The following is an 11,623-nucleotide window of genomic DNA, read 5'->3' as shown; positions in this document are numbered from 1 at the left end:
ATACCTATTATTATATACTAGATGTATTAAAAAGTTCAATTTAGATAAACTATAAATGAATGACAAGGAGAAACGATGAAAACAAAAAAAATATTAATCCTCCTAAGCCTATCTATTCTCATTATTGCTTGTGGAAACTCATTAGAAAGAGCTAAACGAACTGTTGGTCTCATCCAAGACAATGTTACTCTAATTATTGGAAATATTAGTGAAATTCAAAACCGTGAATTGGATCTTCAACAAGATTTTGAAGCGACCATTAATTTAAGTGAAGATTTATCCGGCTTTGGACAGAGTGATAATCCTCTTAACAAAAACATCGCAAAGCGCAAAGATTTATTAGCTGAAATGGAAGAAAGCCGTCAGCAATTACTTGAATTATGCCAAGAGCTTAAAGACATACCAGAAAACGATCAACTTCCCAAAGATCAAATAACAAAAGTTATTGAATATACGACCAATCTATGTGATAAAACAGATATCTATATTTCTAATTATCTTGAAAACATTGAAATAGAAGATCAGTCTTATCAATCTATCACTAGTGAAGAAATTGATCATGAGAGTTTCTTCGCTGTTTTTGATAATGTTAATCTTTTATATACGGAAAATAATATGAACTTAGATCAAATTCTCGAATACTTTGAACCTTTAAATACACTCTTAGTTAATTTAAAAGTCTACCTTGTTAATCTTACAGGCAAATAATTAGAAAGCGGTGATTTAAATGAATAAAAAATGCATTTTACAATTGACTTTACTTTCCTTTTTAATGCTTTTGCTCGTAGCATGTAAACCAAAAGTAGAAGATAAAAAAGAAGCCAAAAAAGTCCAACTTCCAGAAGTAGTCTTAGCCTATTCAGATGAAGAAGTAGTGGCATTCAACAACCGCATTAATCAAGGAGAAAATAATACTTATGAGGGCTTATCGCCTCACAATAATCCTATTCTTACCGCACCTGAGAAACTACCTTCTGTCCTCTTTTATGATTCAGGCATCGATATTACCTATCCTGAAGAAGGTGTTAAAGGCATTTATCTTGCTCCTTCTGTTTTTTCTGATCCTGAACGACTAAACTACCTATTAGATTATGTTGAAACCACCGCCTTAAATGCAGTGGTTATTGATTTTAAGGATGACGAGGGGGTTATTCAAACAAAATTAGAAACAGACAATCCTTTAGTTAATCAAAATTCTTATAACAATGTAGATATTAAAGAACTTTTGAAAGAATTAGAAAAACGTCAAATTTATCCAATCGCTCGCATTGTAACTTTCAAAGATCGACTAGTGGCTGAAGCCAAACCTGAATATTCCTTTAAAGATAGTGAAACAGGAGAAATTTGGCAGGATGGTAATGGTGCTAAATTTATTAATCCATTCCTTCCAGAAATTTGGGACTACAACATTACTATTGCTATCGAAGCTGCTAAATTAGGTTTTAAAGATATTCAATTTGACTATGTTCGTTTCCCTGAAGGTTTCCAAACTTTCTCAGATCAACTAGATTATAATATTGGTAACTATCAAACCTATGTAACCGATGACCCTGAAAAATTTGGACAAGAAAGGGTTTATGCCATTAATGATTTCTTAGAAGAAGCCAATGATAAATTAGCCCCATATGGCGCAGATGTTTCAGCTGATATCTTTGGATATACTGCAATTGCTGGGGATGCTCCTGATGTACGTGGAATCGGTCAAAATTTTGAACAAATTGCTGAAAGAGTCGATACGATTTCTTCTATGATCTACCCTTCTCACTGGGGTTTAGGATTTTTTGGTATACCGGCTCCTGACTTAGAACCTTATAACTTAGTTGATCAATATATGTATTCTGAAAACCTCATCCTAAAAAATATTACCAATGCGGCAAATAGTCGTCCATGGTTACAAGACTTTACTGACTGGAATCTGGCACCTGGTACCTATCAAGAATATGGACCTCTTCAAGTTCAACAACAAATTGTTGCTTTGGAAGAAAATGGAATTACTGAATTTCTTCTTTGGAATCCATCTGGTATCTTTAACGAAGGCGTAGATTACGCTCCTGAGTCTTCAGGTAATGAATACTATTACTAAACCATACAAAAAAGAAGCTGGGTATTCAGCTTCTTTTATTTTATTATTTATCAACTTTTAGAGGACGTATCATGCGACCTTGCAGGTCGTATATGTAATCTTGAACTTTTTTACCGTCTCCCATAGCCTCGACTAAACGGTCGCGATAAGGCTCGGCTAATTCATCAAATAAAACTTGCTCATCTTCTAATAAATATTTCTTCCTTAAGGATTCAATTTCTCCTTGACTCCTTAATTTTACTTTCAATGAAGGAAGTTCCTCATCCATCTCCCTTTCAACAATACGATAATAATAATTATTATCCCCGTAAGTGATTTCTAAAGCTCCTGAATTGGTTCGTCTTTCCACAACATCTTTGTAATTATCTTTTTGTAATTCCCACCAAGCTTTTATCCCTCTGAGAGCTTCTGACTCTGTAGCGTAAGATCCATGTTCTTTCACAACATTATCACGACGATTCATCCAATAATTGGTATAAACTTTATGACTCATCTGATCATCCTTTCTAACTTAATTGACACTTTCATTATAACTATAAAGGTAAACGCTTTCAATGATTTTTGATTTTAAGCTCAAATATTTATTATAGAATATCAAAAGGAGGTGTCTTATGCCACTTATAAGCATCAAGGATGCTAGACCTTGTGATATTGACGATATTCAAACAATTTATAAGACTTTATTCAAAACAGTCAGCTAACTTTGGAAAGTCCTGTTCCTTCTAACCAAAAATTTGAAGAAAAAGTCACTCGCTATCAAGAAAGTCATGCCGTTCTTCTAATTCTTATGGATCAAGAGATAATTGGCTTCGCCTATGCCTACCCTTTTTCGCCTCGCAGAGCATATCAACATTCAGCAAATATTGCTATGTATTTATTAGCAGAGCATGATGAATGGACACTTAAAAATTTACTCTATCCAGAACTAGAAAGTCGATTAAAAGCCAAAGAAATCATCAACTTGCTTACATGTCTACCGATTCATCAACAAAATCAGATCGATTTTTAAAAACCTAAAGTTTCATAATCAGAGGAAATTTTCCTAAATTTGAACGTAAATTCGATCAAATTTGGGAATGGGTTTGGCTAAGTAAAGAATTATGATTTAAAAAGCTCGATAAGGACACTTAAATCCGTACCGAGCTTTTTGACTTAATATGTAGTAACTTTCTTTCCACGATAATCAAAGCGGTAATACCCTCGTTCTATTAATTGATCAGCGTATTTTTCCTCTAGATGCAAAATATAGATATTATCGTCCAATGTTGGATCGATAGTTAATTGATAATCTACAGCAGAGAAAAATTTATCTTCATCAATGAGACGTTGAATCATCACTTCAAAAGCACGTTTTACAAATCGATCTTGAATTTCATTGTTTTTAAATTGAAAAATAGAATAAGTTTTAGCTGGTGGTAATTGAGTATAGGCTTGTTCAAAACTTTCACTGGATTCAATTTTTTCTATCGTTTCGATAGTTGTTGAGATTCTGATTTGATCAGATTCTTGAGATGAAATAGAACTTTCTTCAACCGTTGTTTGACTAGTTTGGTCAGGCTTGGTCTTAGTGCTTGACTCAGTTATTTCTGTTGTTGAAAGTGCTAAGGATTCAGATGATTCCTTAGCAACTTGAGATTGTATTCCAAAACTTTGACCTGCTTCTTGAATAGAGTCACTTTTTAGCCGTAACAACATGGTAGCTGAGAATAGAATAATCATAATGAAAAACCAGACAATTGGGCTTTTAGGAGTTTTTACTTGTTTTTGTTTGTCTTGCAATGTTACTCTCCTCTGTTAACTGAGCTAGTATGCTCTAGCAAAATCAATAATCTCTTCTACTTTCATAGAAGAATCGCAAACTGTTTCTGTACGATTCGAATCAGCATAAACTAATCCAGGAACTGTGACAACGTTATATTTTTCACGGAACATTTGTGTTCCTTCTAGGTCATTTTGAGTTTGTGAATGTAAGAAATAAACATTTAAATCACTTGTAATCGCAGCTTCCGCTAACTTACTAACAAACAAACGGCAATATGGGCAAGTCTCACGACCTAGAAAAATAAGATTCCCTTCTTTTGCTTCTATTAATTCAAAAGCTTCATGACTATCTATTTGCTTAAAGTGCTTAACTGCTTCATTAAAATCATTTATATCCATATAAAACGCCCCTTTCGATTAGGTTTATTATATCGAAAGTTTTTAAATAGTGAAACTAAAATAGATCCTCCTCATTGAAAAGATGATCTTGTATTCGCTTTTTATGCTGAAGCTGTTTAAAGTAGCGGTTAATTAATAAGGCGATTAAGCCAATTATCAATAGAGACCATGCGATATTGAGATAGAACTTTTGCTCACCAGTAGTTGGTAAAAGTTGTGATTTTTTATCATTTGATTGCGTCTTGTCTTTGATATTTTTATCTTTATCAGAGGGTTTAGCTAAATTACTGGCTTTTTTGCCTTTAGTCTTATTGGCTAGTTTGTCTTTTAAGAAGGCTAAATTATCCTGTTTATCCGTTTCATTTGCTATTTGCTTATCTTCTAGTTTAAGTAACCCTCTATCATTTAGGTTCTTTTTGACCTGATCTACTGGCTGATCATGCTTTACATCTTCTTTAGCCATATCTGTTGATTCATTATTAGGCGTTTGAGTTTGAAGTAAGTCTTTTGCCTGATATTCTAATAAATAGCCCGAATCAGCCCCTAAATTAGCTGACCAAGTCTGATTATTCTCATTATATAAAACTAATTTCATTTGATAACGGTCATGAAGTGTTTTAATTTGTTGGATGTTTTCATCACTAATTAATTGATGCTGGTTAAGATAATTTGCAAGATAATGCTTAAGATTTTCAAATAATTCACTATTAATTAGATAAAAGTAATGTAATTGGCTTTCTTTTAGATTTAATAAATTACTATAAACAGCGTGATAAACTTCAGCCTTATTATTTATATAATAATTATTCAAGGCTTGGTAAGCCATCACTTCGATATCAAATAAGCTCAATTCTTTTGCATATTGGTAAGAGGTAAAAGTAAAATCATCTAATACAATCACTTCCTTGTCAGTAAGCTTATTATTTAGTTCTTCAACAGTCATCTTTTTATTAAAAAGATCATAAATTTGTTGAAAAGTAACTTTAGCATAGGCTTTGGGGACAATCTTTTGTAAATAATTATCGATTGAGACGATTAAAGTCGCTAGATCAGAAGCGTCTAATTGCATATTTTCTTGATTGATAAGGTAAGCATTTGTTGAATAAGGATAAAGCTGGCATTGACTAAGTTGGGCCATTGTTTCCTTACTACTTTGCATTTGATCCCCTAAAGTTTCGTTATCATAGAGTAATTGTTGATATTCTGCTTCTAATTCGGCTTGTTCACTAATATATTGATCCAAAATTTGATTCAACTCTTCAATGTAAGCTTGCCATTCTATAACTGTTTCATCTTGACTGATTAAGGCTAATTGCTCTTGAGCAGATAGGGAAACAAAATCTTGCTGCTCAATTGATAAATTTTGGTAAAGAGTTTCAATGACCTCTTCCAATGCAAGATTTGCCTCGTTCAAGGAATTGCTAGGCCCTTCTTGAATAGAAATAATTTCTTGGTTCAAAATTTGATAGCGTTCATTAATGGCTGTCATGCGCACTTGATTGGCTTCAAATTGATTTTGTAACTCTTTATCTGAGATTATTTCTTGACTATTTGAAGAAGTCAGTGGGGTCTCTCTTAAAAGTATTTGACAAGCTTCTAAAGATACCATATTTTTATCGGTTTGGCTTTTGAGATAAGTCATTTCACCTTTTTGAGCATGAACATTCGGTAAACTGAAACTTTGAGTAAAGAGCATTAAAACAACTATTATCCTTTTCATAATTCACCCAATCCTCTATTTTGTAAGTAACTAGTTGTAAATACAGAATAGAGAGCAAAAAGATGCTATCCTTTATAGAGTTAATCTAAATAAGGTACAAAATCAAGGTCTTTTTCATAGTTAGTGAATCGTTGCTCTACTTCTTCATATAAACGATCACCGTTCCACAGACCAAAGTCTTGAGCCTTTGCTAATGGAATTACTTGATAAAAAGACCATTCTGGATAGCCAACATTATAAGTTGGCATCAATCGCATAGAATCTAAAGTAACTTTTCCATCAACATCCATCTTAAAGGTATACTCTCCAATTCCACCGACTTTTTCATATGCTCTTACTTGGCCAGACAAAAAATTACCATGAGAATACCAAGCACCTTGATGATCGTTAAAACGTTTCATGGGTTGCATAATGTGAGAATGTCCTCCTAGAACAAAGTTTGCTCCTGCATCAATAGCCAATTGAGTTAATCTAATTTGAGAATCAACTGGTAAAAAAGCATCTTCGCCAAATTGATAAATAACGATAGCTACATCACATTGTCTTTTTAAATGTTGAATTTCTAATGGGATAAGTTCTTCATCAATCAGAGTCACTAAGTATCTTTCATCTTGAGGAATTGGGTTACCATTCGTACCATAAGTATAATTTAAAAATCCTACTCGAATGCCATTTTTTTCAATGATCCGTAGACGGTTGTAATCGTCCCAAGATGAATAGGATCCGACATATTCCATTTTCTTATTTTTAAGAATTTCTAATGAAAGATGCGCCCCCTTAGCTCCGAAATCCATGGTATGGTTAGTGGCGGTTGAAACAATATTTACATCCATCGCTAATAGACTATCGACAATTTGATCTGGAACATTGAAGAAAGGATAAGATGATACTCCCATTTGATTTCCGGCCACCAAGGTCTCCATATTGGCTGTCGTGATATCAGCATTAGCGACATATTTTGCCACTTCTTTAAACATTGGATCAAATTGATAACTCGTTGAACCAGTTTGGGCACTCCAATAAACACTATCATGTAATAAAATATCGCCAATTGATCGAATGGTTACATATTTTACTTTAGTATCTTCTTTGACTGCTTGAGTTTCTTCAGCCCTAACCTCTTCTTCTGCATAAACTCTCGTAAAAAATGGCTTAGAAATAAAGAGAATCATCCCAAAGAAGTTAATAGCGAACACATACTTCAAAATTCGATTTATTCTTTTCATCACATTACCTACTTTATCTGAAATTTTAAATATATTATAACAAACAAAACCTTCTTACTCTAGCTTCATTGAATTAAAAGAACTTATTTAAATATAAGTTAATTTAGATAATTTTTAGAACAATTTTAACTTCTAAAGATTAATAGTGCTTTTATCCTAATTAAGATATAATAGACATAAGAAGCAGAAAGGAGTTTACCATGTATAAGCAATCGACCAAGAACGCCACTTCGAAATATTTTACCTCCGTCAAGACTAACCACCAACAAATTAAACCCTTTAATCGTTTAGTAACCATTAAAAGGGATCGATCACAAGCTCTACTACGTTTTAATAAGCCAGTTATCCTAACTGAACATAAAGGATTAGCTCTATTAGTGATGACGGATACTCCAGATAAAAAAGAATCCTTTCAATTTTTTATCTTACAAAATGCGGTTCAGCTTAATGCGGGTGTATACTTTAATACACTCTCTCTAACTGCAGAATGTAAACTTTATTTGGAACCCAGCCAAAATGAAGAACCACAAATTATTACTTTAAAAGAAGCTATAAAGGTAGAAAAAGAAATAAAACGCCTTAAAATTGAAAATGTCTTCGGTCTTGATTACCAAGTCTACTCAAGCGGTGAACGGATACTCAACCATCCACAAAATTACTATGAGTTAATTATCGTCGATCAAGGACAAGCTTCGATAGAAGTAAGCTATAATAAGCAGATTCTTTTATCAAAAAATTCCGCCTGGTTAATTTTTCCAGGACAAAAAAATCAAATTGCCTTTAAAGAAGAAGGGATGACTACACTGATTTCCATTTTATTTTCTGGTCAAGGCTTAGCCGAATCGATCGCTCAAAGGCCAATTCATCTTGGTCATCGTCAAATTCAACTTGTAAGTCGCTTGGTCAATTTAGCGGCTATTTCTGAGGATAAATGTCCTTTCTATTATGATGAAATGGTCACAAGTCTCCAATTAATACTTACGCAAATTCACAACGGTGAGAATAAAACAGAAACTGAAAGGTCTACCTCCATGCGAGAAAATTATGAAAATGACTTGTTCCAATCAATCATTGATTTTCTCCAAGAGAATGTCGGTCAGCTTCATCAAGTAAATGATCTGGTAGAAGTCTTCAATATTTCTCGCTCCAGCCTCCAAAGCTTATTTAATAAATATACAGGACAAACCCCTAAACAATACATTAACAGCTTACGTTTAAAACAAAGTAAGCTATTAATTCATGAATCTAAAATGACTCTTTCTGAAATCGCTAATGAATTAGGATATGGTTCCATCCAATATTTTTCAAGAGCTTTTTCGAAAGAATTTGGTATTAGTCCTTCTAACTATGCCAAATCAATAGTGAAATAATTCATTTCTATGTAAAGAAATCACTTCAATAGGCCCTTACTAGCTTAAAGGGCCTATTTGTTTTATAATAAATAACAGACATTTTTGAGGAGTGAGACGATGACATTTGATGGATTTTTTACACGAGCTTTAGTAGAAGAGTTACGATCACAATTAAAAGCAGGACGTGTACATAAAATTTACCAACCCTTTGAACAAGAATTACAAATAGTTATACGTGCTAACCGAACCAATCATCGCCTAGCCGCCTCGGTTCACCCGAATTATTTTTCTTTATACTTAACTCAAGAGAAATCAGCCAATCCACAACAGGCCCCTATGTTTTGCATGTTATTAAGAAAATACTTGGAATCTGCCTTCATTATTGATATCAAGCAATATGAGAACGATCGGATTATTGATTTCTATTTTACCGGTCGTGATGAAATAGGTGTTGACCAAGAATACCTGCTAACCTTTGAATTGATGGGGCGACACTCAAATATCCTTCTAGTCGACCAGAATAAACAAACCATTATTGATTGTATTAAGCATGTTCCAGATAGTCAAAACGCTTATCGTTCACTCACTCCAGGAGCAAAATTCAAGCGACCTCCCCGCAACAGACAACAAGTAAACTTATTTGAATTGAATGATTCTCAATTGTTTGAATTTAGTCATCAGAATGAAGCGATTCTAAGAGAAGGGAGAGCCTTCCAATGCGTACAAGGAATGGGAAAACTTCTTGCACAAGAGATTGCTTTTTGGATGTCTGATGAAGGTGGGAATCTATCTAGTTTGGCCAGTTTAGAAAGAGTAAAATCAGCCATTGAATTCCCCTCTCCTACTCTTTATCAAACGGAAAAAAATGTTTATTTCTATGCTTTTAAATTGGCAAATTTACCAGGAACAGAAGTGGCCTTCGATTCTCTTTCCGAATTAATTTATGCATATTCTCACCAAAAGGTTCATTTAGATAGGGTCAAGCAATTATCGGGTAATATTATTCATAAATTAAAGCAAGTGATTGATAAAAATCAAAAAAAATTGAAAAAACTTTCAATTGACCGACATGTTGCAGCAAGTGCTGATGACTATCGCATTAAAGGTGAACTTTTAAATGCCTTTGCCTATCAAATTAATGATAAGGAATACCAGGTGACCTTGGCTAATTTTTATAATAATGACGAGCCAATGGATATCCAATTAAATCCTCGATTAAATGCTGTTGAAAATGCTCAAGTTTACTTTAAAAAGTATCAAAAATATCGGGATGCTCTCAAATATATTAATCGTGAAGAAAGCTTAACCCGCGCTGAGATTGATTATTTAGAAGGTATTTTAGTCCAACTTAAGCAAGCTGATCTTGAAGATGTTGAATCGATTAAGCAAGAATTAATTAATGAAGGCTATGTGGGACAGAAGCCTTCTTCAAGTAAAAAGCGAGCAAAAAACCAATCTAAACCCCGTCGCTTTAAATCTAGTGATGGTGTCATGATTTATGTCGGTAGAAACAATCAACAAAATGACGACTTATCCCTCAAAAAAGCATCTAAAAACCATTGGTGGCTTCATGCAAAGGATATCCCTGGTGCCCACGTTATTATCGAAAGTGATAAACCTAGTGAAGAAACCTTTGTAGAAGCTGCTCAATTAGCGGCCTATTATTCTAAATTTTCACAATCTGCTAATGTGCCTGTTGATTACGTCCAAGTTAAACATTTAAAGAAACCTAACGGTTCTAAACCTGGCTTCGTTATTTATGAAGGCCAAAAAACACTTTATGTGACACCTCAGGCATCTGTTATTAAACGTCTTTCATTAAAAGAATAATGAATTCCAGCCCCCAACTTTAATATAAAGTTGAGGGCTGGAATTCATTTTATTTGTTAAATGCTGCTGTTAATGGAGGAACCACTTGTTTCTTACGTGAAACTACTCCTGGTAAATCAAATTGATGATCTTCAACTTTAGTATTGAAAGCTGCCTCTACAACACTAATATCCGCCCCTACCACCAAACCAATAGAATCGGATTCTAAGACATCCGTAATCACTAGCACATAGAGTTTAAGATTCATTTCTTTTCGCTTATCTTCCATTACTTTTAAAAGATTTTCTTTACGACTTAAAATCTCGTCAAAGCCGATAATGTTTGTCTGACCAATACGAATATTTTGATCGTTCATGACAAAGTTTTTAGCATCCCCATCAACAATTTCCTCATCCGATTGCTTACTAAGATCAGCTCCAGCCTTTAAAAATTCTAAACCATATGATTGAATATCAACTTGGGCTATTTCAGCCAATTTTTCAGCGATTTCCTTGTCTTTTTCGGTTGTTGTTGGAGATTTGAATAACAAGGTATCTGAAATAATAGCAGATAACATCATGCCGGCAATATCTGCTGGAATTTCATAGCCATATTCTTGAAACATCTTATAAAGAATACTGGCGGTTGACCCTAAGGGCTCCGCACGGTAATAAAGAGGCTGAGCTGTATTAAAGCCTGAAATGCGGTGGTGGTCAATGACATAATCAATTTGAACTTGATCAATATCGTCTATTGATTGTTGTGGCTCATTGTGGTCCACTAGAGCAACTTGGCTCACTTCATTAGCAGCTGTATTAATAATTCTTGGTGGTTGGATACCAAATTTTTCTAAAGCAAAAGCTGGCTCACTTGATATTTCACCCAGTGCGACTGCTTCTGCTTGGTGTCCTTCTTGCTTTAAGAAATAGGCAAAAGCGATGGCTGAAGCAATAGTATCTGTATCTGGCTTTTTATGCCCAAAAACTAAGTATTTTGTCATATTTATCCTCCTAAATTAAATTACAGTCTAAGTTTATCACTTTTTAATAAATTTTTGAATCCTTATTGACATAGGATAATTAAAGTAAGTTTTTAAAAAGATAAAAATAATAAATATTTTCAAAAATTTTTACATGATTATTTAGTTAGATTATAGGCTTTTGCTTTAATATAGATTAGCTATATTGATAATACAATTTAATATTATGTTTTTCTACTTATGGTAGAATTATAAAAGAAATAATAAAGGCATGATTGTGTGGATGCGTTTTAA

11 protein-coding genes are annotated in these 11,623 nt (G+C 33.5%); 5 read left to right on the top strand and 6 right to left on the bottom strand.

Features of this window, described 5'->3' with window-relative positions:
• Positions 1–75 precede the first annotated feature (75 nt).
• Complete coding sequence (locus tag ACQV18_RS04740; protein WP_428873392.1) at positions 76–708, top strand: YkyA family protein; 633 nt, start codon at positions 76–78, stop codon at positions 706–708.
• A gap of 19 nt (positions 709–727) precedes the next feature.
• Positions 728–2,083 (top strand): putative glycoside hydrolase, encoded by a 1,356-nt coding sequence (locus tag ACQV18_RS04735; protein WP_428892642.1) that lies wholly within the window; start codon positions 728–730, stop codon positions 2,081–2,083.
• A gap of 43 nt (positions 2,084–2,126) precedes the next feature.
• Here the strand turns inward: ACQV18_RS04735 and ACQV18_RS04730 are convergent, their stop codons facing one another.
• A complete protein-coding gene (locus ACQV18_RS04730; protein WP_428873394.1) occupies positions 2,127–2,576 on the bottom strand; it encodes a hypothetical protein in 450 nt (149 codons plus the stop codon).
• A gap of 210 nt (positions 2,577–2,786) precedes the next feature.
• On the opposite strand from ACQV18_RS04730, the gene ACQV18_RS04725 reads away from it, so the two are divergent.
• Positions 2,787–3,092, top strand: coding sequence for an N-acetyltransferase family protein (locus tag ACQV18_RS04725; RefSeq protein ID WP_428892641.1), 306 nt, complete (start codon positions 2,787–2,789; stop codon positions 3,090–3,092).
• Positions 3,093–3,235: 143 nt separating this feature from the next.
• Here the strand turns inward: ACQV18_RS04725 and ACQV18_RS04720 are convergent, their stop codons facing one another.
• The 4 genes from ACQV18_RS04720 to ACQV18_RS04705 all read right to left on the bottom strand — a co-directional run bounded on the left by ACQV18_RS04720 (position 3,236) and on the right by ACQV18_RS04705 (position 7,189).
• Complete coding sequence (locus tag ACQV18_RS04720; RefSeq protein WP_428875194.1) at positions 3,236–3,862, bottom strand: hypothetical protein; 627 nt, start codon at positions 3,860–3,862, stop codon at positions 3,236–3,238.
• 24 nt (positions 3,863–3,886) lie between these two features.
• Positions 3,887–4,243 carry a thiol reductase thioredoxin gene (locus ACQV18_RS04715; protein ID WP_428875195.1) on the bottom strand — a complete coding sequence of 119 codons (357 nt, stop codon included), beginning with the start codon at positions 4,241–4,243 and terminating at the stop codon, positions 3,887–3,889.
• A gap of 55 nt (positions 4,244–4,298) precedes the next feature.
• A complete protein-coding gene (locus ACQV18_RS04710; protein WP_428892640.1) occupies positions 4,299–5,963 on the bottom strand; it encodes an LPXTG cell wall anchor domain-containing protein in 1,665 nt (554 codons plus the stop codon).
• Between the two features lie 80 nt (positions 5,964–6,043).
• A complete protein-coding gene (locus ACQV18_RS04705) occupies positions 6,044–7,189 on the bottom strand; it encodes a CapA family protein (protein WP_428892639.1) in 1,146 nt (381 codons plus the stop codon).
• 200 nt (positions 7,190–7,389) lie between these two features.
• Between ACQV18_RS04705 and ACQV18_RS04700 the strand changes: the two genes are divergently transcribed.
• Positions 7,390–8,559 carry a helix-turn-helix domain-containing protein gene (locus ACQV18_RS04700; RefSeq protein WP_428873400.1) on the top strand — a complete coding sequence of 390 codons (1,170 nt, stop codon included), beginning with the start codon at positions 7,390–7,392 and terminating at the stop codon, positions 8,557–8,559.
• A gap of 99 nt (positions 8,560–8,658) precedes the next feature.
• Positions 8,659–10,371 (top strand): Rqc2 family fibronectin-binding protein, encoded by a 1,713-nt coding sequence (locus tag ACQV18_RS04695; RefSeq protein ID WP_428892638.1) that lies wholly within the window; start codon positions 8,659–8,661, stop codon positions 10,369–10,371.
• Between the two features lie 49 nt (positions 10,372–10,420).
• Here ACQV18_RS04695 and ACQV18_RS04690 read toward each other — a convergent pair whose 3' ends face one another.
• Positions 10,421–11,350, bottom strand: coding sequence for a manganese-dependent inorganic pyrophosphatase (locus ACQV18_RS04690; RefSeq protein ID WP_428873403.1), 930 nt, complete (start codon positions 11,348–11,350; stop codon positions 10,421–10,423).
• Positions 11,351–11,623 lie beyond the last annotated feature (273 nt).

Source organism: Facklamia sp. P9177, from assembly GCF_050409585.1.
In the GTDB taxonomy this organism is placed as follows: domain Bacteria; phylum Bacillota; class Bacilli; order Lactobacillales; family Aerococcaceae; genus Facklamia.
This window is presented reverse-complemented; position numbering and strand designations above follow the sequence as displayed.

Excerpts from the sequence above, each read along its gene's own strand:
- ACQV18_RS04715 (WP_428875195.1), bottom strand. The coding sequence starts at position 4,243 with ATGGATATAAATGATTTTAATGAAGCAGTTAAGCACTTTAAGCAAATA.
- ACQV18_RS04690 (WP_428873403.1), bottom strand. The coding sequence starts at position 11,350 with ATGACAAAATACTTAGTTTTTGGGCATAAAAAGCCAGATACAGATACT.
- ACQV18_RS04700 (WP_428873400.1), top strand. The coding sequence starts at position 7,390 with ATGTATAAGCAATCGACCAAGAACGCCACTTCGAAATATTTTACCTCC.
- ACQV18_RS04695 (WP_428892638.1), top strand. The coding sequence starts at position 8,659 with ATGACATTTGATGGATTTTTTACACGAGCTTTAGTAGAAGAGTTACGA.
- ACQV18_RS04735 (WP_428892642.1), top strand. The coding sequence starts at position 728 with ATGAATAAAAAATGCATTTTACAATTGACTTTACTTTCCTTTTTAATG.
- ACQV18_RS04730 (WP_428873394.1), bottom strand. The coding sequence starts at position 2,576 with ATGAGTCATAAAGTTTATACCAATTATTGGATGAATCGTCGTGATAAT.
- ACQV18_RS04740 (WP_428873392.1), top strand. The coding sequence starts at position 76 with ATGAAAACAAAAAAAATATTAATCCTCCTAAGCCTATCTATTCTCATT.
- ACQV18_RS04705 (WP_428892639.1), bottom strand. The coding sequence starts at position 7,189 with ATGAAAAGAATAAATCGAATTTTGAAGTATGTGTTCGCTATTAACTTC.
- ACQV18_RS04710 (WP_428892640.1), bottom strand. The coding sequence starts at position 5,963 with ATGAAAAGGATAATAGTTGTTTTAATGCTCTTTACTCAAAGTTTCAGT.